This is a genomic window from Streptomyces sp. NPDC006798, from assembly GCF_040635975.1.
Lineage (GTDB): Bacteria > Actinomycetota > Actinomycetes > Streptomycetales > Streptomycetaceae > Streptomyces.
In genome coordinates, this window is sequence record NZ_JBEYIS010000006.1 from 117,347 (window position 1) to 137,281 (window position 19,935).

A 19,935-nucleotide genomic window follows, 5' to 3' on the forward strand; every position below is an offset into this window, starting at 1 on the left:
GGATGGCGCGAACATGCGGCGGGCGGTTGAGGGATGTCGTTTCCGGTGGTTGATTCCGTGGTCCGAGCGGGCTTTCGACGTGGGCGTCGTCGGGTGCTGGACGCTGACTCCTCGGTTGATGGCCGGCGGTTCATCGTTGAGCAGAGCTGATCGCGACGGTTCGTACGACGGATGGACGTCCCGGGCCCCGGGCCGGTCCCGTGGTGACCGTGACACCACCACGGACCCGGCCCGGTCCCTCCGGGGCTTCCCTGGCCGCCCCGGGACCCGGTATCAGGGAGACCCGGTACCAGGGACCCGGGTCAGACCAGGGGTATCGGCTCGGCGCCCGCCGCGGGCGACCACGCGGCGAGGGGCAGTGCTCCCGCGTGCCCGAACTCGGCGAAGACCGTGACCGGTTCGCCGCCGGAGAGGGCTATGAGCTTCCAGAGGCCGGGTCTGGAGAGCGCGGCCGGTGCCAGCGGGATCGCCGCGTCGCCGGTCGCGTCGGCCAGTTGCCAGCCGTCGGCGGTGCCGTCGCCGGAGGGGACGGGGGCCGGGACGACCTCGGTGAGCGTCACCGGCCAGGTCTCCAGCCACGGGTCTTCGGCCAGGGCCCGCCCGTAGTCGGCGAGGGCGGCCGTCACCGGTCCGCCGGGCGGCGGGGCGGCGGGCTCGCCGGTGATCCGGTGTTCGTCGCGCAGCTCGGCCCGTAGCTGTCCCGCGCCGGCGTAGAACGCCAGTTCACCCGCCAGTTCGCCCCCGACGGGCAGGGCGAGCCCGGGGGAGCGGCCGGCCGCGCCGAAGGAGAGCAGCAGGGCCGTACGGCCGGATTCGGCGCCGTGGACCCAGACCCGGCGGGTGGTGACCTTGCCGTCGGACGAGTCGTACTGCGCGAGGACGCGCCAGCGGTCCCGTACGGCCGGACCGACGGCCGGGGAGCTGATCCCCACCCGGGTGCGGACCGTCGCGGCCAGCGGCTCCGGCAGGGCGTCCCGGCCCAGCCAGGCCGCGTCCAGCAGATGGATCAGGGCGCATTCCTCCAGCAGCCGGACGTGCCAGCCGGGGCCAGAGCCGGGGATCGCCCCCAGCTCCCGTACCCGGGCCGCGAGGCCGGGCGCCTGGGCGTCGACCATCCGGGCCGCGGTCTCCTCCCAGAGGCCGTATCCGCTGTGGTCCGCCGAGGCGAGCCCGCCGCGCAGCAGATCCGCCAGGCGCTGCTCCAGTTCGGTCGCGCCCGCCGTGATCCGCTCGGCCCGGCGCTCCGCCCGGCGGCGGGCGGCGTCGGTGTCGGCGGCGCGGCCGGACCCGGCCGCCTCCGCCTCCGTATTCTCTGTACTTCCCGCATTCCCCGCGTTTCGCTCGCGCTGCTGTTCCGCGCGCTTCCGCCGCCCGTCGAGCCACTGCCCGGCCCAGTCGGGCACCGTGCCGCCGCTCACCGCGTGCTCGTCGCCCGCCCAGAGCAGCAACAGCCCCAGCGCGTGCTTGCACGGGAACTTGCGGCTGGGACAACTGCAGCTGTACGCGGGCCCGGTCGTGTCGACGACCGTCTGATACGGCTTCTTGCCGCTGCCCTTGCACAACCCCCAGACGGCGCCCTCGCCGTCGTTTCCGGCGCCGGACCACGGTCCGGCCGTGGCGAGCTTGTTCCCCGCCTTCTGTGATGCCGCGTCAGGAGCCAGTGACAGCACCTGTTCCGGCGTCCAGCGAACCCCCGGTGCATTCATGTCTCCGACCGTACGGGGCACCACTGACAACGCCCCTCGAACCCGCCTCCACCTGCGGAAACGGTCAATTGTCAGTGGGGTGGTGCAGTGTGGGGAACAGCTCGGACCGACCTTGCGGAACGACGTTTGAGGGGGAGTCACACCCGTGTCCGGAACCATCGAAGAGACCACCGCGGCCACCACCGGCGAAAGCACCGGCGACAGCGCCGGACAGCCGTCCGCGGACGCCCTGCGGCCGCACGCGGAAGACGCCTTCGCGTCCGAACTCGCCGCGCTGGCCGCCGCCGACGACCGGCCCCGCCCGGTCGGCTGGCGGATGTCGCCGTGGGCCGTATCGCTCTATCTGCTCGGCGGCACCCTGCCCGACGGCACGGTGATCACCCCGAAGTACGTGGGGCCCCGCCGGATCGTCGAGGTCGCGGTCACCACCCTCGCCACCGACCGCGCGCTGCTGCTGCTCGGCGTCCCGGGCACCGCGAAGACCTGGGTGTCGGAGCATCTCGCCGCCGCCGTCAGCGGCGACTCCACCCTGCTCGTCCAGGGCACGGCGGGTACGCCGGAGGAGGCCATCCGCTACGGCTGGAACTACGCCCGGCTGCTCGCCCACGGGCCCAGCCGGGACGCGCTCGTCCCCAGCCCGGTGATGCGCGCCATGCGGGACGGCATGACGGCCCGGGTGGAGGAGCTGACCCGGATCCCCGCCGACGTCCAGGACACCCTGATCACCATCCTCTCCGAGAAGACCCTGCCCGTGCCGGAGCTGGGCGAGGAGGTGCAGGCGGTCCGGGGCTTCAATCTGATCGCCACGGCCAACGACCGCGACCGGGGGGTCAACGAGCTGTCCAGCGCCCTGCGCCGCCGTTTCAACACGGTCGTGCTGCCGCTGCCCGCGACGGCCGACGACGAGGTCGACATCGTCTCCCGGCGGGTGGACCAGATCGGCAGGTCGCTCGAACTGCCCGCCGTGCCCGAGGGCGTCGAGGAGATCCGGCGCGTCGTGACCGTCTTCCGCGAGCTGCGCGACGGGGTCTCGTCCGACGGCCGTACCAAGCTCAAGTCCCCGTCGGGGACGCTCTCGACGGCGGAGGCGATCTCCGTGGTCACGGGCGGTCTCGCCCTCTCCGCGCACTTCGGCGACGGGATACTGCGCCCCGCCGACATCGCGGCCGGGATCCTCGGCGCCGTGGTCCGCGACCCGGCGGCCGACCGGGTGATCTGGCAGGAGTATCTGGAGACCGTGGTCCGCGAGCGCGACGGCTGGAAGGACTTCTACCGCGCCTGCCGTGAGGTCAGCGCATGACCGCCGCGAAGACGGTGCCGACCGTCGCGCAGGCCGTCCAGGCCGGGCCGCCGATCCCGGGAGGGACCGGAAGCGCCGTACGGCCCGGAGAACAGACCCCCGCTGAGCCGGGAGGCGCCGCCTCGTCCGGGGAGCCCGTTCGGGCGGTGACGGCGACCGCCGAGACGGCGGCGAAGCCTGTTCGGGCGGGGACGGAGTCCGTCGCGGCGCCGGGTGGGCGCGTCGTGTCCGGTGCGGCGTCCGCAACGGCCGGGGGGGCCGTCCGGCCGGGGTCCGCAGTCGTCGCGACGGCGGGAGCCGAGACCACTACGTGGGCGCGGAGGCCCGTACCGGCGGAGGGGCGCGTCGGGTCCGGCGGGATGTCCGTCCGGGCGGCGGCCGTAACGGCCGGCGAGCCCGACCCGGCGGTGACCGCCGCCGCCGCGCCGGTCCGGGAGTCCGCCGCCGAGGCGGCCGGAAGCCCCGTACCGGCCGCGCGGACGGGTACGGCGACGGCCGGGCGTACGGCCGGAGCGTTCCCGTCCGGTGACGGCGGGCCGCTGCTGCTGGGCGTACGGCATCACGGCCCCGGGTCCGCCCGGGCCGTCGCCGCCGCCCTGGCCGCCGCCGCGCCCGAGGCCGTACTGATCGAGGGACCGCCCGAGGGCGACGCCCTGCTGGCGCTCGCCGCCGACGAGGGGCTCCGGCCGCCGGTCGCCCTGCTCGCGCACGCGGTGGACGACCCGGGGCGGGCCGCGTTCTGGCCCTTCGCCGAGTTCTCCCCCGAATGGGTGGCGATCCGCTGGGCCCTCGCCAACGACGTCCCGGTGCGCTTCATCGACCTGCCCGCCGCGCACTCCCTCGCCCTGAGCGGCGAACCGAAGCCGGGCTCCGACGGCAACGCCGTCACCCCCGGCAGCGCCGACGCTCCCGACAGTCCCGATTCCACCGACGACACCACCGGCAGGGGGGCCGAGGCTGCGCCGGACGCGGTTCCGGGGGGATCCGCGTCCGGCCCCGCCGAGGACGGCGTACCCGGCGGGGCCGGACCCGGCGGCGACCCCGAGGCCGCCGACCCCGCCGCCGGGCCCGGGACCCCGGCACCCGGGGCCGCCGACCCCGACCGGATGCGGATCGACCCGCTCGCGGCACTCGCCGAGGCCGCCGGATACGACGACCCCGAACGCTGGTGGGAGGACGCCGTCGAACACCGCGGCTCCGACGACCCGTTCGCCGCCTTCACCGCACTCGCCGAGGCCATGACCGCCCTCCGGGAGACCTACGGCCACGGCGGGCACGAGCGCGACCTGGTCCGCGAGGCCCATATGCGGCTCCGGCTGCGGGCCGCCCGCAAGGAGTTCGGCGACCGGATCGCCGTCGTCTGCGGCGCCTGGCACGTCCCGGCGCTCGCCGAGAAGACCACCGTCACCGCGGACAAGGCCCTGCTGAAGGGGCTGCCCAAGGTCAGGACCGAAACCACCTGGGTGCCGTGGACGCACCGGCGGCTGGCGCGCGGCAGCGGCTACGGCGCCGGAATCGACTCGCCCGGCTGGTACGGACATCTCTTCGGCGCCCCCGACCGGCCCGTCGAGCGATGGCTCACCAAGGTCGCCGGACTGCTCAGGGACGAGGACATGGGTGTCTCGTCGGCCCATGTCATCGAGGCCGTACGGCTCGCCGGGACCCTCGCCGTGATGCGCGGCCGCCCCCTGCCCGGACTCACCGAGACCACCGACGCGATCCGGGCCGTGATGTGCGACGGCTCCGACGTCCCGCTCGAACTGGTCCGGGACCGGCTGATCGTCGGCGACGTCCTCGGCGAGGTCCCCGACTCGGCGCCCGCCGTCCCGCTCCAGCGCGATCTCACCCGGCTCCAGCGCAGTCTTCGGCTGAAGCCCGAGGCGCTGGAACGCACCCTCGAACTCGACCTCCGCAAGGAGACCGACACGGCCAGGAGCCGGCTGCTGCACCGGCTGCGGCTGCTCGGCGTCGACTGGGGCACCCCCGCCGCCGGACGGGCCGGGACCGGTACCTTCCGCGAGACCTGGCAGCTCCGCTGGGAACCCGAACTCCACGTCAAGATCGCCGAGGCCGGGGTCTGGGGCACCACCGTGCTCTCCGCCGCCACCGCCAGGGCCGAACACGACGCGGCCGCCGCCGCCGAACTCTCCGCCGTCACCGCCCTCGCCGAACAGTGCCTCCTCGCCGAACTCACCGACGCCCTGCCCGTGGTGATGCGTACCCTCGCCGACCGCGCCGCGCTCGACAGCGACGTCGCCCATCTCGCCGAGGCCCTGCCCGCCCTCGCCCGCGCCCTGCGCTACGGCGACGTACGGACCACGGACACCGCCGCGCTCGCCGGGGTCGCCACCGGCCTCGCCGACCGGATCTGCGTCGGACTGCCGCCCGCCTGCGCCGGGCTCGACGCGGACGGCGCCGCCGCCATGCGGGAGCGGCTCGACTCCGTCCACACCGCGATCGGACTCCTCCCCGACTGCGGGGACCTGCCCGACCGCTGGCGGGACGTGCTCGGTGTACTCGCGGCCCGGGACACCGTCGCCGGGGTCATCCGGGGCCGGGCCGCCCGGCTCCTCCTCGACGACGGCAGGCTCGCCGAGGACGAGGCCGCCCGGCTGATGGCCCTCGCCCTCTCCCCGGGCACCCCGCCCGCCGACGCCGCCGCCTGGATCGACGGCTTCGTCGGCGGCGCCTCCGGCGGCGGCATGCTCCTGCTCCACGACGAACGCCTGCTCGGCCTGGTCGACGACTGGCTCAACGGGGTCCACCCGGACGCCTTCACCGACGTCCTGCCCCTGCTGCGCCGCACCTTCTCGGCTTACGAGCCGGGACTCCGGCGCACCCTGGGCGAACTGGTCCGGCGCGGCGCGGGCACCGGAGTCCGGGCCGCCGCCGCCGGATCCGCCGCGGACACGGCCGCCGTCCCCGGCTTCGGCCCCGGTCTCGACCAGGACCGGGCCGACGCCGTCCTGCCCGTACTGCGCCTGCTGCTCGGCGCCCCCGACGACCGCTCCGCACACCTTCAGGAAGTGGGGACATGACCACCGACCACACCATCGCGCCCGCCCCGGCCCCCGGTACGGCCCCGGCCGCCGCCGGGCCCGACGCCGCGCGGGAGCGGCTGCGGCGCTGGCGGCTCGTCCTCGGCGGCGACCAGGCCGACGGCACCGGCTGCTCCCTCGAAGGCCGCGACGCCGCCATGGACGCCACCCTCACCGCGCTCTACGGCTCCGGCCGGGGCGACGGCACCGGCCGGAGCGGCTCCCGGGGCGCCGGGCTCGGGGCCTCCGCGCCCTCCGTCGCCCGCTGGCTCGGCGACATCCGGACCTACTTCCCCAGCTCCGTCGTCCAGGTCATGCAGCGGGACGCCATCGACCGGCTCGATCTGTCGGCCCTGCTGATGGAGCCGGAGATGCTGGAGGCCGTCGAGGCCGACGTCCATCTCGTCGGCACTCTGCTCTCCCTCAACCGGGCGATGCCCGAGACCACCAAGGAGACCGCGCGGGCCGTGGTCCGCAAGGTGGTCGAGAAGCTGGAGAAGCAGCTCGCCACCCGGACGAAGTCGACCCTCACCGGCGCCCTCGACCGCTCGGCCCGGATCAGCCGCCCCCGCCACCGGGACATCGACTGGGACCGTACGATCCGCGCCAATCTGAAGAACTACCTCCCCGAGTACCGCACGGTCGTCCCCGAACGGCTGATCGGCTACGGCCGGGCCTCCCAGTCGGTCAAGAAGGAGGTGGTGCTCTGTATCGACCAATCGGGTTCCATGGCGGCGTCCGTCGTCTACGCCTCCGTCTTCGGCGCGGTCCTCGCCTCCATGCGCTCCATCGCCACCCGCCTGGTGGTCTTCGACACCGCCGTCGTCGACCTCACCGACCAGCTCGACGACCCGGTGGACGTCCTCTTCGGCACCCAGCTCGGCGGCGGTACCGACATCAACCGGGCCCTCGCCTACTGCCAGGAGCGGATCACCCGTCCGGCCGATACCGTCGTCGTCCTGATCAGTGACCTCTACGAGGGCGGAATCCGGGAGGGAATGCTGAAGCGGGTCGCGGCCATGCAGGCCGCCGGGGTCCAGTTCGTCACCCTGCTGGCCCTCTCCGACGAGGGCGCCCCGTCCTACGACCGGGGACACGCGGCGGCCCTCGCGGCGCTCGGCGCACCCGCCTTCGCCTGCACTCCGGACCTCTTCCCGGACATCATGGCCGCGGCCATCGAGAAGCGCCCGCTGCCCATACCGGACACCGCGGCGCGCTGATCGCCGGGCCAGTAAGGGCCCCGGTCCCGGGCCCGGCCCGTGGGCGATCTGTGACTGTTATCACCACCCATGTGTGAGCTGCAATTTAGGAGGCCACGTTCCACGGGGATAACCTGCGAGGCGGACATGCCGCGTGCCGGTCAACCGTGTGCGCCTCCCTTGTGACGATCGCAGTCACGTTGCCCTCCGCGGCACGCCCACGCCTACTAGGAACCGCGATCATCAGAAAAGGGACGGACGCGCGTGGACCTGTTCGAGTACCAGGCGAGGGACCTCTTCGCCAAGCACGGCGTACCGGTGCTGGCCGGTGAAGTCATCGACACGCCTGACGCGGCGCGCGCGGCGACCGAGCGGATGGGCGGCAAGTCCGTCGTCAAGGCGCAGGTCAAGGTCGGCGGCCGGGGCAAGGCCGGTGGCGTCAAGCTCGCCGCCAGCCCGGACGAGGCGGTCGAGAAGGCCGGTCAGATCCTCGGAATGGACATCAAGGGCCACACGGTCCACAAGGTGATGATCGCGGAGACCGCTCCCGCCATCGCCGACGAGTACTACGTCTCGTACCTCCTCGACCGGACCAACCGGACCTTCCTGGCCATGGCCTCCGTCGAGGGCGGTATGGACATCGAGGAGGTCGCGGCCACCAAGCCCGAGGCCCTCGCCAAGGTCCCGGTCGACGCCAGTGTCGGCGTCACCCCGGAGAAGGCCGCCGAGATCGTCGCCGCCGCGAAGTTCCCGGCCGAGGTCGCCGACCAGGTCGCCGACATCCTCGTCACCCTCTGGAAGACCTTCGTCGCCGAGGACGCGCTCCTCGTCGAGGTCAACCCGCTGGCCAAGGTCGCCGACGGCCGGGTCATCGCGCTGGACGGCAAGGTCTCCCTGGACGCCAACGCCGACTTCCGCCAGCCGGACCACGAGGCCCTGGAGGACAAGGCCGCGGCCAACCCGCTGGAGGCCGCCGCCAAGGCCAAGAACCTCAACTACGTCAAGCTGGACGGCGAGGTCGGCATCATCGGCAACGGTGCCGGGCTGGTCATGTCCACCCTCGACGTGGTCGCCTACGCGGGCGAGGCCCACGGCGGCGTCAAGCCCGCCAACTTCCTCGACATCGGCGGCGGCGCCTCCGCCGAGGTCATGGCGAACGGCCTGGAGATCATCCTGGGCGACCCGGACGTCAAGTCCGTGTTCGTCAACGTCTTCGGCGGCATCACCGCCTGCGACGAGGTCGCCAACGGCATCGTCCAGGCCCTGGAGCTGCTGAAGTCCAAGGGCGAGGACGTCACCAAGCCGCTCGTGGTCCGTCTCGACGGCAACAACGCGGAGCTCGGTCGCAAGATCCTCTCCGACGCCGCCCACCCGCTGGTCCAGCGGGTCGACACCATGGACGGCGCGGCCGACAAGGCCGCCGAGCTGGCCGCGAAGTAAGGGACGAGGGACTCCACCACCATGGCTATCTTCCTGACCAAGGACAGCAAGGTCATCGTCCAGGGCATGACCGGTGCCACGGGCATGAAGCACACCCGGCTGATGCTGGGCGACGGCACCAACATCGTCGGCGGCGTGAACCCGCGCAAGGCCGGTACGAGCGTCGACTTCGACGGCACCTCCGTACCCGTCTTCGGCACGGTCGCCGAGGCGATGAAGGAGACCGGCGCCGACGTCTCCGTCCTCTTCGTGCCGCCGGCCTTCGCCAAGGCCGCCGTGATCGAGGCCATCGACGCCGAGATCCCGCTCGCCGTCGTGATCACCGAGGGCATCGCGGTCCACGACTCCGCCGCCTTCTGGGCGTACGCGGTCGCCAAGGGCAACAAGACCCGGATCATCGGCCCGAACTGTCCCGGCCTGATCACCCCCGGCCAGTCCAACGCGGGCATCATCCCGGGCGACATCACCAAGCCCGGCAAGATCGGTCTGGTCTCCAAGTCCGGCACGCTGACCTACCAGATGATGTACGAGCTGCGCGACATCGGCTTCACGTCGGCGGTCGGCATCGGCGGCGACCCGGTCATCGGCACCACCCACATCGACGCCCTCGCGGCCTTCGAGGCCGACCCGGAGACCGAGCTGATCGTGATGATCGGCGAGATCGGCGGCGACGCCGAGGAGCGCGCGGCGGACTTCATCAAGGAGAACGTCACCAAGCCGGTCGTCGGCTACGTCGCGGGCTTCACCGCCCCCGAGGGCAAGACGATGGGCCACGCCGGTGCGATCGTGTCCGGCTCGTCCGGCACCGCACAGGCCAAGAAGGAGGCCCTCGAGGCCGCCGGAGTCCAGGTCGGCAAGACGCCGACGGAGACGGCGAAGCTGGCGCGGGCGATCCTCTCCGCGTGATCGATCCTCTGCGGTCGGGCGGTTCCTCTCCGGAGCGCCCCCCCCGTGGAGCTGTGGCCCGGGCCCGTACTCCCTTCGCGGGGGGACGGGCCCGGCCCCGTTTCCCCCCGGGGCCTGCGCCCGGCGGCCACCGGTTGTCGGTGGTCCGCGGGCCGCCTGTGGCTTGTCGCGCAGTTCCCCGCGCCCCTGTTTCCCCCTGTGCCGTCTCCGGGAGGGGGAGGCCCTCCGGGCGGGGACAGTGCCTCCTCCGGAGGAGTTTCGACCGCGCGCCGGTGGCTGGCTTGTCGCGCAGTTCCCCGCGCCCCTGGTTGCCCTCCTGACCGCCCTTGGAAAGAGGCAGGCGTCTCTTACTGAGGCCGGTGCCCTTTTCAGGGCCGGGGCCGGGGAGAGTATTTAGGGGCGCGGGGAACTGCGCGACCAGCCACCGGCGGCCCGCGGTCGCCCGACAACGCCCGCCCCGCTGGGCGGAGGGCGTGGGCATCACCCGGAGAGCCGAGGCGCTGGGGGTCCCCCCGTCGCCGAAGGCACAGGGGGAGGAACTGCGCGAACGGCCACCCACGGTCCGCAGGCCGCCGACAACGCATGGGCGTCGGGCGCGGCCCGGGGCGTGGAGCTCACCCGGAGGGCGCCACGCGGCGCCCCCGAGGGGTGAGGATCAGCGGGGGAAGGGGGAGAGGCGGGCAGGGGTCGCGGCGGGGTGGGTGGAGAGTTGGTCGCGGAGTGCCTGTTCCGCCGGGGTCAGATGTTCCGGGCCCGCGTGGCCGGGGACGCCGCCGACCCGCTGCCCGGGAGACACCTCGGGGATGTACCGGGTCGGCGCCGTCGCCAGGGTCATCCCCGTCAGGCTGATCACGGCCACCGTCGCGGTGAGCGCCGCCCTGGTCCAGAACCAGGCCCGCCGCTCTCCAGCGGTCCGTACCGTCGCCGCCGGAACGGGCCGCGGCCCGGGGCCGCCGTCCGCCAGCAGTGCCGTGAGCCGGGCCCGCAGCGCGTCGGGTTCCGCCAGGCCGGGCAGCCGCTGGGCGACCGCCTCCCGGGCGTGCAGCAGCCGGTGGGCCGTCGCCGGGGTGCTGGCCTCGGTCTCCGCCGCCGTCTCGGGCAGGTCGAGCCCGAGGCCGTCGTAGAGCAGCAGGGTCCGCCGGTACGGGGGCGGCAGTTCGAGCAGTACGGCCAGCAGCTCCCGGCCCGCCCGGTCCAGCGGCGGCGCGTCGGGGTGCCGGTGGGCGGCCCGCAGCCGGTGCCACGGTGAGAGGGCGAGTTCGTACGCCGTGGCCCGTACCCAGCCGACCGGGTCCCGGTCCCTGGCGACCTCGGGCCAGCGCTGCCATGCGGTGTGGAAGGCCCGTTCCACGGATTCGTGCGCCAGTCGCAGCCGCCCGGTCAGCAGATACGTCTGCCGTACGAGGCCGGGCGCGGCATGGCCGTACAGGGTGTCGAACGCCTCCGCCGGAGTCCGGGCGGCGGCCAGTCCGGGCGGCAACAGAGGCGCGGGTGGTGGGGGCGGCGCGGGTGGTTCGGGCGCTGTGCCCTCCGGTGCCGTCCGCTCCGGCTCGGCGGCCGGGGCGGCGGCGGATTCTGAAGGCTCGGCCGGGCCTGCCGGAACCGCCCGGCCGCCCGGGCCCGCCGGGGCCTCTTCGGGCGCCGCCTCGGGCTCCGGAACCACAGCCGTCAGCGGCGGTTTACCGGTCGGGTGTTCGGGCTCCGGTGGCGCGGGGGCGCTCGAAGCGTCCGAAGGCGCGAGCAGCTTGGCGTACGCCTCCCGGCGGCGCCCGCGCGGTTCACTCCGCCCGGTCTCCCAGGCCCGTACCGTCGCCTTGGTGACCCCGAGGACCCTGGCGAGCTGCTCCTCGGTCATCGCGTGGGCCTCGCGCAGTCTGCGCCGTTCCTTGGGGGCGGGCAGGGATGATTCCCCGGGCGGAGGGGCGGGGGAGGGGGTGGTGTCCCGGGTCATGATGGGCTCCCCGGACCGGTGCACTTTTCATAGAAGTACATAAACGTATATTGAGCGACACTACGGTCATTCGCCTGTTACGCCGGGAAAGCGCGTGTCGTTGGGAGCATGGCCCGGTGACCCAGACGACCGATCACGGCCCCGCTTTCTCTCAGATCCCGGTCCAGGTGCAGGGCGGCCGGAGAGCGGCGCTCGCGGGCTGTCTGCTGCGCGGCGCGACCGCCGCCGGGCTAGGACTCGGCGTTCTGACCGTTCTGGTGCTGGTGGTGTGGATCAGTTCCCCCTATCCCGACAGCGGCCCGCACGGCGCGCTCCGGGTCGCCGCCTCCCTCTGGCTGCTGGCCCACGGCACCGAACTTGTGCGATCCGACAGTCTCTACGGCGCCGTCGCGCCTGTCGGGATCACTCCGCTGCTACTGGTCCTGCTGCCCGCCGTGCTGGTCCACCGCGCCACCCGCGACCCCCTTGTGCCCGATCCCGAAGGTCGCCGCCCCCGCCCGTCCGCACGCGGCGCCGTGGTCGCGGTAACCCTCGGATATCTGCTGGTCGGGCTGGCCGCGACGGCCTACGCGGCCGGTGGGGCGATCGCCCCGGACCCGCTGAGCGCCGTCGGCCATCTGCTGCTGCTCGTCCCGGCCGCCGCGACGGCGGGCGCCTGGACCGCGAACGGCCGCCCGTACGGGCCGCCCCCGGGCCGGCTCCCGGACGCGCTGCGGATCGGGCTGGCCAGGGCGGCCCTGCCCGGCAGCCGGGCCGGGGCCGCCGTCCGGACCGCGACGGCCGCCACCGCCGTACTGCTCGGCGGCGGCGCTCTGCTGGTGGCGGTGTCCCTGGTCTGGCACGCCGATGCGACCCAGGACTCCTTCCTCCACCTCTCGGCCGTCTGGTCGGGGCGGCTCGCGGTCCTGCTGCTGGGGATCGTGCTGGTGCCCAATGCGGCGGTATGGGCCGCTTCGTACGGGCTCGGCCCCGGCTTCGCCGTCGGTACGGAGGCGACCGCGACGCCCCTGGCGCTCTACGGCGACCCGGCGCTGCCGCCCTTTCCCCTGGTCGCGGTCGTCCCCGGTGAGGGCCCGGGGACCTGGCTGAACTGGTCGGCCGTGGTGGTTCCGGTGGCGGCGGGGCTGGCGGCCGGCTGGTTCGCCGCCGCGCCCCGGGGCGGCCCCGCGCGGCTCGCGGGCGGCGAGGGGAGCTCCGTACGCCGTCGGGACACGGCGCTCGACGCGCTGCTGGGGGCCGTGCTGTGCGGGGTCGCCGCGGCGCTGCTCGCGGCGGCTTCGGGCGGTCCGCTGGGGACCCACAGGCTGGCGGATTTCGGCCCGGTGTGGTGGCTGACGGGGGCTGCGGCGCTGGTGTGGACGGCGGTGCTCGGGGTGCCGGTGGCGCTGGTGCTGCGGATCTGGCGCGAGCGGGGTACGGGACGGCCGTGGTACCGCCCGTCGCCGCCCGGAACCGGAGCGGCCGGCGCGCTCTACGGGGTACCCGGTACGGATGGCACGGGCGTCACAGGTATCCCGGGCGTCCCCGGGCGTCTCGGCGGGAGCGCGGCCGTCCCCGCGCCGGGCCCGGCCGCCACGAGCGACGCCCCGGGCGCGGGTCCGGGTACGGCGCCGCGGGTATCCCTCCGGCGTCCCCCGCGCACCCGCCCGGTGTCCGCCCCCGGGTCGAAGGCCGACAGCGGGGCCGACGCGAAGCCGGACGCCCGTCCGGGTGCCGAGCCCGATACCAAGGCTGTGCGGAAGGTCCCCGAGCGCCCGGCGCGGGCGTCGGCGCTGGAGGTACTGGACGCCCTGGACGAGGAGGCGGGGCCGTACGACTTCCTGCCCCCGACGGCGCCGACCGCCTCGGCGGCCCCGGCGGACGCGGCCCGCCCGTGGGCGGCCCCGCCGAGCCCGTGGCCGTCCGCCCCCGGCGCCGTACCGAAGCGCACCCGGAAGCCGAAGCGGAAGCCGAAGCCGGACCCGGCTCCGAAGCCCACCCCCACCGACCTGCCCGACGACTGAACCGGAACCAGAACCGGAACCGGAACCGGAAGCAGACCGTATGGCGATGGGCCCGGCCCGGGATTTCCCCGGGCCGGGCCCGTCGTCGTGCAGGTCGCCGGATCAGTCCTTGACGCCGTAGACGTCCCGCAGCGGCTCCGGCAGCTTGCTGTTGCACGCCGACTGCGCCGTCTTCGTGAGCGCGTCCCGCTCACAGACGAAGAAGTCGCGGTAGACCAGCTGCGCCGTGTACATCGAGCCCACCACCAGCAGGGTGACCGCGGACATCACCAGACCGGCGATGGCGCTGGTCTTCTGGGTGCGCCGGACCACCTGCGGGGTGAGACCGCTCGCCTGCGACGCCTGGTCCGGGGCCTTCGGGCCGGTCCGCAGCGCGCTGATCGCCCAGTACAGGCCGGGCGCGGCGAGCAGCAGGCCGATCTCAGGGAAGTCGAAGAAGAGCGTGAAGAACAGGGCCCACAGGCCCGCGATCATGGCGTAGCGGGCATGCCGCTGCGCCGGGTCGGTGGGGTCCCATCTGGGCCCCGGCCGCCGGTCGCCGCCGTCCTGGGAGTTGGAGCCGGGGCGACCGCCGAAGCCGCCGTTGGAGGAGCGGCCGGGCTGGCGGCTGCTCCACTGGCTGCCCCAGCCCGAGCGGCCACCGGACGAACCGGAACCGGAATCACCGGAACCGGATCCATCGCCCGAGCCGCCGCCGTTTCCGCCATTGCTCCCGGACGAACCGGAACCGGAACCGGAACCGGAACCGGCGCCGGAACCCGAGCCGGGTCCGCCGTCGCCGTCCGTCGCGGTGCCGTCCGGATGGCGCGGCTGCCAGGGCTGGTCCGGCCTGCCCTCCGGCGGCGGCGCGAAGGGATTGTTGTCGTCGGTGGACTGGCGCTCCCGCGGCAACAGGAGGTCCGTACGGCGGCGTCGGTCCCGCATCTGGTGAACGTCTTCCCCTCAGACCCGGTGCACGGGTTCGTGTGCTGCCGGTCTTTGTGTCGTCGTCGTGCCCGTCGGGGACGGGTGGTTGCCCCCTGACGCTACCTCCCGGGCGCGCCCCCGTCCCGTGGGGGCCGTTCTGTGTGCCGGTATCGTTGCTGACGGTCGGCCCTTTCGTAGAGTTCCCCGTATCGAGGGACACGATTCGTTTGTACGACCACACAAAGTCGAGCCGTACACGAAAGAGACCCCGCCGTGGCCCCCGCTCCTGACCGATCCGACCACGACCAGGCCCGCCGCGACCCCTCCTCACCGGCCCGGATCGTGGTCCTCGTATCCGGTTCCGGAACGAATCTGCAGGCCCTGCTCGACGCGATCGCCGCCGATCCGGCCGGTCCGGACGGTTTCGGCGCCCGGATCGTCGCGGTCGGAGCCGACCGTTCCGGCATCGCCGGTCTGGACCGGGCCGAGCGCGCCGGGCTGCCGACGTTCGTCCGCCGGGTGAAGGACTTCCCGAGCCGCGAGGCGTGGGACGCGGCGCTGGCCGAGGCCACCGCCGCGTACGAGCCCGATCTGGTCGTATCGGCGGGCTTCATGAAGATCGTGGGCAAGGAGTTCCTGGCCCGTTTCGGCGGGCGCTGCGTCAATACGCACCCCGCCCTGCTGCCCAGTTTTCCCGGCGCCCACGGGGTGCGGGACGCACTCGCGTACGGCGCCAAGGTCACCGGGTGCACCGTCCACTTCGTCGACGACGGTGTCGACACCGGGCCGATTATCGCGCAGGGCGTGGTGGAGGTCCGGGACGAGGACGACGAAGCCGCTCTGCACGAGCGCATCAAGGAAATCGAGCGCGAGCTGCTCGTCGAAGTCGTCGGCCGGCTGGCCCGGGACGGCTATCGCATCGAGGGACGAAAGGTTGTTTTCCCGTGACTGTTGAGGCTGCCACGAGCGGCAAGCGGCCCATCCGGCGGGCGCTGATCAGCGTGTACGACAAGTCGGGCCTCGAAGACCTCGCCCGCGGGCTGCACGCGGCGGGCGTCCAGCTCGTCTCCACCGGCTCCACCGCCGGGCGGATCGCCGCGGCCGGGGTCCCGGTCGGCAAGGTCGAGGACCTGACCGGTTTCCCCGAGTGCCTGGACGGCCGGGTCAAGACGCTGCATCCGCGCGTCCACGCCGGGATCCTCGCCGACCTCCGGCTGGACTCCCACCGCGAGCAGCTGGCCGAGCTGGGCGTCGAGCCCTTCGACCTGGTGGTCGTGAACCTGTACCCGTTCCGGGCGACCGTCGCGTCCGGCGCGGAGTACGACGAGTGCGTGGAGCAGATCGACATCGGCGGCCCCTCGATGGTCCGGGCCGCCGCCAAGAACCATCCCTCGGTGGCGGTCGTCACCAGCCCCGGCCAGTACGCGGACGTGCTGAAGGCCGTCGCGGACGACGGGTTCGGCCTGGCCGCCCGGCGGCGGCTCGCGGCGGCGGCGTTCGCGCACACCGCCGCGTACGACGTCGACGTCGCCAACTGGTTCGCGGACCGGGTCCCGGCGCTGGAGGCCGTCGAGGCGGCCGAGGCGGCCGAGTCCGGTTCCGGCGAGCAGGCCGGTGACGTGGCGTTCCCCGAGTTCCTGGGCGCGACCTACCGGCGGGCCGGTGTGCTGCGGTACGGCGAGAACCCGCACCAGGGCGCGGCGCTCTACGTCGACGGCACCGGCGGGCTGCCCGGCGCCGAGCAGTTGCACGGCAAGGAGATGTCGTACAACAACTACACGGACACCGAGGCCGCCTGGCGCGCCGCCTGGGACCACGCCGAGCCGTGTGTCGCGATCATCAAGCACGCCAACCCGTGCGGGATCGCGATCGGCGCGGATGTCGCCGAGGCCCACCGCAAGGCGCACGCCTGCGACCCCCTCTCCGCGTTCGGCGGGGTGATCGCGGTCAACCGGCCGGTGTCGGTGGCGATGGCCGAGCAGGTCGCCGAGATCTTCACCGAGGTCGTCGTGGCCCCGGCCTACGAGGACGGCGCGGTCGAGGTCCTGGCGAAGAAGAAGAACATCCGGGTCCTGCGGTGCGCGGACGCGCCCGGGTCGGCCGTGGAGCTGAAGCCCATCGAGGGCGGCGCGCTGCTCCAGGTCACCGACCGGCTCCAGGCCGCCGGTGACGACCCGGCGAACTGGACCCTGGCGACCGGCGAGCCGCTGTCGGACGCCGAACTGGCCGAGCTGGCGTTCGCCTGGCGGGCCTGCCGGGCCGTCAAGTCGAACGCGATCCTGCTCGCCAAGGACGGCGCGTCCGTCGGCGTCGGGATGGGCCAGGTCAACCGGGTCGACTCGGCGAAGCTGGCGGTCGAGCGGGCCGGGGCGGAGCGGGCCCGGGGCTCGTACGCCGCGTCCGACGCCTTCTTCCCGTTCCCGGACGGGGCGGAGATCCTGATCGAGGCCGGGGTGAAGGCGATCGTCCAGCCCGGCGGCTCGGTCCGCGACGAGCTGGTGGCGGAGGCCGCCCGCAAGGCCGGGGCGACGATGTACTTCACCGGGACGCGGCACTTCTTCCACTGAGCCGTAGCCGTAGCCGTACGCAGTGAGGCCGCGCACCCCGAGCGGGTGCGCGGCCTCCCGCGTACTCGTCCGCCGCGACGGCGGACAGGACCGGCCGTCGGGGCCTGGATTCAGACCTTGATGACGACAGTGGAGCAGATCTTGTCGGCGAAGGTCTGCTTCTTGTCGTCCCACAGCGGCCAGAGGTAGCCGACGTAGCAGGGCAGGCCGTCGAGGATGTGGGCGAGGTATCGGACGAAGGCCATACCGAAGCCCACGGTCTGCCCGTCGCGCTCGCGCAGCAGCTTGATGCCCGCGGCCTTCTTGCCGGGCGTCTGGCCGGTACTGCCTTCCTGTGCCTTAAGCCCCAGGATCAGGCCGAACATCAGGATGTAGGAGACGGTGATGAGGATGCCCGATTCGGCGATGACGCCGATGGTGCCCAGCACCAGATACGGGATCAGCACGATCAGCATGTCGATCAGGAACGCGCCGACGCGCAGCCCCCAGTGCGCCAGTTCGGGCATGCCGCCCGGGCCGCCGGGGTAGCCGCCGCCCGGGTAGGCGTCGTAGGGCTGGACCTGGGGAGTCGCGCCCGGGTAGCCGTACTGCTGCTGCCCGTAGGGCTGCTGCGGAGCCTGGGGCTGGCCGTACGCGGGCTGGCCCTGCTGCGGGTAGCCGTAGCCGGGCTGCTGGCCGTACGGCTGCTGCGGCGGCTGCTGGCCCTGGGGCTGGCCGTAGGGGTTGTTGGGGTCGCCGAAACTCATGGCGAGAATCCTCCGTTGGATGGTGCGCCGGGGATGGCGCGGCCCGTGCGGGAGGAGAGAGGCGAGCGGGTCTGCGGATTTTCCCCCCGAACCCGCCGCGGCACGATAACCCCATCATCGTGTGCTCCTTACAGACGCATTGTCCAGCCGGTGTGATGAGTGTTGTGCAAGCGCAATCTGTGGTTTCGACCGTTTTCCGCCCGGCGGAAGGGCGATCGGGCGCGAGGGAAGGGGACCGGGACCGGCCGGGATTGGAACCGGGACGGGTCCATCCGCGAGGATGGGGGTATGACCGCCCAGATTCTCGATGGCAAGGCCACCGCAGCCGCGATCAAGTCCGAACTGACCGCCCGCGTGGCGGCGCTCAAGGAGAAGGGAGTGGTCCCGGGACTCGGCACCCTGCTCGTCGGCGACGACCCGGGCAGCCGCTGGTACGTCAGCGGGAAGCACCGCGACTGCGCCCAGGTCGGTATCGGGTCGATCCAGCGCGAACTCCCCGACACCGCCACACAGGAGGAGATCGAGGCGGTCGTCCGGGAGCTGAACGAGAACCCCGAGTGCACCGGTTACATCGTCCAGCTGCCGCTCCCCAAGGGCATCGACACCAATCGCGTCCTGGAGCTGATGGACCCGGCGAAGGACGCCGACGGGCTTCACCCGGTGAGCCTGGGACGGCTGGTGCTCGGCGTGCCGGGGCCGCTGCCCTGCACCCCGTACGGCATCGTCCAGCTGCTCCGGCACCACGACGTCGAGATCGCCGGGGCCAATGTGGTGGTCGTCGGCCGGGGTATCACCATCGGGCGGCCGATGCCGCTGGTGCTCACCCGTAAGTCGGAGAACGCCACGGTGACGCAGTGCCACACCGGTACGCGTGACCTCTCCGCCCATCTCCGGCAGGCGGACATCATCGTCGCCGCGGCCGGGGTGCCGCATCTGATCAAGCCCGAGGACGTCAAGCCGGGCGCCGCGGTGCTCGACGTCGGTGTCAGCCGGGACGAGCACGGCAAGATCGTCGGGGATGTCCACCCCGGGGTCGCCGAGGTCGCGGGCTGGGTCGCGCCCAACCCCGGCGGCGTCGGTCCGATGACCCGGGCCCAGCTGCTGGTGAACGTCGTCGAGGCGGCGGAGCGCGCGGCGGGGACGCGGGACTGACGCGGAACCGGCGGGGCGACGGGAGCGACGGAGGAGAGCGGCCATGGTCGTGACGACGAACGACGACCGGGGTGCCGGTACGGGTACGACAGGTGCCGGGGGAGCCTCGGGCGCCGGTGGTGCCGGTGGTGCCGGTGACGGTGGGGGGGCCTCCCGTATGCCGGACGACCGCGACGGTGCCCGTCCGGCCGCCGCGCGGGACGCGGACCCGGCAGACGGTTCCGGTTCAGGTCCCGGGGCGGCGGACCCCCGGAACGCGGACTCGGATACGGACTCGGTTACGGATAGGGGCGGCGACGGGGCGAACGGCTCCGACTCCGATCCGGATTCCGCTTCCGGCGACGGACCCGATCCCGGCGACGGATCCGCATCCGCATCCGCATCCGGCGACGAGACGGATTCGGCGAACCGGGACGGAAGCGACGCCGGGCAAGGTGCCGACACCGACCCCGGCGCCGAGTCCGAATCGGGTTCCAGTACGGGCTCGACGCGCCGTCCGCCCGCCATGACGCAGGACACCGCCCGTCCCGAGGGCGGCGGCCGGGCCGCTCCCGGCGACGCCCCGGCCCCCGCCCGGCAGTGGCCCCTGCTCGCCGTCCTCGGACTGGTCGGTCTCGGTCTGGTGGTCGTCGGTACGGACCCGTTCGGCGAGGCGGCCCGGGTCGGCACCCTGCTGATCGGCGCCGCGCTGATCGGCGCCGGAGTGCTGCGGCGGATGATCCCCTCGGTCGGCATGCTGGCCGTACGGTCCCGCTTCACCGACATGGTCACCTACGGCCTGTTCGGCTCGATGATCTGCCTGCTCGCCCTGATGCTCCAGCCGGACCCCTGGCTGGAGATCCCGTTCCTGGAGGACTTCGTCCACTTCCTCGTGGGGCGCGAGTGACCGGCTGACTCCCGTCGACGGCCGCCACCGGCGGCCCGGCGGCCCGTACCTTCGCGACAGCCCGCCCGCCGTCCCGTGAACCGGGGCGGCGGGCGTCGTCGTCCAAGCCGCCGGGGCCGTTGTGACCCGTGGCAC

Annotated in this window: 14 protein-coding genes; 10 read left to right on the plus strand and 4 right to left on the minus strand. The window is 73.6% G+C overall.

What is annotated here, in order from left to right; translation table 11 throughout:
- Nucleotides 1-302: 302 nt before the first annotated feature.
- Entirely contained in the window at nt 303-1,706 is a 1,404-nt protein-coding gene (locus ABZ714_RS05930; protein ID WP_358823906.1) for an SWIM zinc finger family protein, read from the minus strand.
- 145 nt (nt 1,707-1,851) lie between these two features.
- On the opposite strand from ABZ714_RS05930, the gene ABZ714_RS05935 reads away from it, so the two are divergent.
- The 5 genes from ABZ714_RS05935 (at nt 1,852) to sucD (ending at nt 9,589) form a co-directional block, all read left to right on the plus strand.
- Nucleotides 1,852-3,006, plus strand: coding sequence for an AAA family ATPase (locus ABZ714_RS05935; RefSeq protein ID WP_358823907.1), 1,155 nt, complete (start codon nt 1,852-1,854; stop codon nt 3,004-3,006).
- A gap of 359 nt (nt 3,007-3,365) precedes the next feature.
- Nucleotides 3,366-6,044: a DUF5682 family protein gene (locus ABZ714_RS05940; RefSeq protein ID WP_358823908.1), complete on the plus strand. Its 2,679-nt coding sequence runs from the start codon at nt 3,366-3,368 to the stop codon at nt 6,042-6,044.
- Entirely contained in the window at nt 6,041-7,264 is a 1,224-nt protein-coding gene (locus ABZ714_RS05945; protein ID WP_358823909.1) for a VWA domain-containing protein, read from the plus strand. The genes ABZ714_RS05940 and ABZ714_RS05945 overlap by 4 nt, the downstream gene beginning before the upstream one ends.
- A gap of 243 nt (nt 7,265-7,507) precedes the next feature.
- The gene (gene sucC, locus ABZ714_RS05950) at nt 7,508-8,683 is read left to right on the plus strand and encodes an ADP-forming succinate--CoA ligase subunit beta (protein WP_358823910.1); all 1,176 of its coding nucleotides are present in this window, start codon (nt 7,508-7,510) and stop codon (nt 8,681-8,683) included.
- 21 nt (nt 8,684-8,704) lie between these two features.
- Nucleotides 8,705-9,589 (plus strand): succinate--CoA ligase subunit alpha, encoded by an 885-nt coding sequence (sucD, locus tag ABZ714_RS05955; protein ID WP_358823911.1) that lies wholly within the window; start codon nt 8,705-8,707, stop codon nt 9,587-9,589.
- 655 nt (nt 9,590-10,244) lie between these two features.
- Here the strand turns inward: sucD and ABZ714_RS05960 are convergent.
- A complete protein-coding gene (locus ABZ714_RS05960; RefSeq protein WP_358823912.1) occupies nt 10,245-11,540 on the minus strand; it encodes a sigma factor-like helix-turn-helix DNA-binding protein in 1,296 nt (431 codons plus the stop codon).
- A gap of 116 nt (nt 11,541-11,656) precedes the next feature.
- Between ABZ714_RS05960 and ABZ714_RS05965 the strand changes: the two genes are divergently transcribed.
- Nucleotides 11,657-13,543 (plus strand): DUF6350 family protein, encoded by a 1,887-nt coding sequence (locus tag ABZ714_RS05965; RefSeq protein WP_358823913.1) that lies wholly within the window; start codon nt 11,657-11,659, stop codon nt 13,541-13,543.
- A 102-nt stretch (nt 13,544-13,645) separates the two neighbouring features.
- Here ABZ714_RS05965 and ABZ714_RS05970 read toward each other — a convergent pair whose 3' ends face one another.
- Entirely contained in the window at nt 13,646-14,467 is an 822-nt protein-coding gene (locus tag ABZ714_RS05970) for a hypothetical protein (RefSeq protein WP_358823914.1), read from the minus strand.
- Between the two features lie 255 nt (nt 14,468-14,722).
- Here ABZ714_RS05970 and purN point away from each other — a divergent pair, with 255 nt between their 5' ends.
- Together purN and purH are read left to right on the plus strand one after the other, a co-directional pair.
- Nucleotides 14,723-15,397 carry a phosphoribosylglycinamide formyltransferase gene (gene purN / locus ABZ714_RS05975; protein WP_358823915.1) on the plus strand — a complete coding sequence of 225 codons (675 nt, stop codon included), beginning with the start codon at nt 14,723-14,725 and terminating at the stop codon, nt 15,395-15,397.
- A complete protein-coding gene (gene purH, locus ABZ714_RS05980; protein WP_358823916.1) occupies nt 15,394-17,016 on the plus strand; it encodes a bifunctional phosphoribosylaminoimidazolecarboxamide formyltransferase/IMP cyclohydrolase in 1,623 nt (540 codons plus the stop codon). Before purN ends, purH begins: the two co-directional genes overlap by 4 nt.
- Before the next feature lie 110 nt (nt 17,017-17,126).
- On the opposite strand, the gene ABZ714_RS05985 is transcribed toward purH, so the two are convergent.
- Nucleotides 17,127-17,762: an RDD family protein gene (locus ABZ714_RS05985; protein WP_358823917.1), complete on the minus strand. Its 636-nt coding sequence runs from the start codon at nt 17,760-17,762 to the stop codon at nt 17,127-17,129.
- Between the two features lie 288 nt (nt 17,763-18,050).
- On the opposite strand from ABZ714_RS05985, the gene ABZ714_RS05990 reads away from it, so the two are divergent.
- Nucleotides 18,051-18,914, plus strand: coding sequence for a bifunctional methylenetetrahydrofolate dehydrogenase/methenyltetrahydrofolate cyclohydrolase (locus ABZ714_RS05990; RefSeq protein ID WP_358823918.1), 864 nt, complete (start codon nt 18,051-18,053; stop codon nt 18,912-18,914).
- Nucleotides 18,915-19,419: 505 nt separating this feature from the next.
- A complete protein-coding gene (locus ABZ714_RS05995) occupies nt 19,420-19,800 on the plus strand; it encodes a DUF3017 domain-containing protein (protein ID WP_358823919.1) in 381 nt (126 codons plus the stop codon).
- Nucleotides 19,801-19,935 lie beyond the last annotated feature (135 nt).

Coding starts and splice junctions, on each gene's coding strand:
- ABZ714_RS05930 (WP_358823906.1), bottom strand. CDS start 1,706: ATGAATGCACCGGGGGTTCGCTGGACGCCGGAACAGGTGCTGTCACTG.
- ABZ714_RS05940 (WP_358823908.1), top strand. CDS start 3,366: ATGTCCGTCCGGGCGGCGGCCGTAACGGCCGGCGAGCCCGACCCGGCG.
- ABZ714_RS05945 (WP_358823909.1), top strand. CDS start 6,041: ATGACCACCGACCACACCATCGCGCCCGCCCCGGCCCCCGGTACGGCC.
- sucD (WP_358823911.1), top strand. CDS start 8,705: ATGGCTATCTTCCTGACCAAGGACAGCAAGGTCATCGTCCAGGGCATG.
- ABZ714_RS05960 (WP_358823912.1), bottom strand. CDS start 11,540: ATGACCCGGGACACCACCCCCTCCCCCGCCCCTCCGCCCGGGGAATCA.
- ABZ714_RS05970 (WP_358823914.1), bottom strand. CDS start 14,467: ATGCGGGACCGACGCCGCCGTACGGACCTCCTGTTGCCGCGGGAGCGC.
- ABZ714_RS05985 (WP_358823917.1), bottom strand. CDS start 17,762: ATGAGTTTCGGCGACCCCAACAACCCCTACGGCCAGCCCCAGGGCCAG.
- ABZ714_RS05990 (WP_358823918.1), top strand. CDS start 18,051: ATGACCGCCCAGATTCTCGATGGCAAGGCCACCGCAGCCGCGATCAAG.
- ABZ714_RS05995 (WP_358823919.1), top strand. CDS start 19,420: ATGACGCAGGACACCGCCCGTCCCGAGGGCGGCGGCCGGGCCGCTCCC.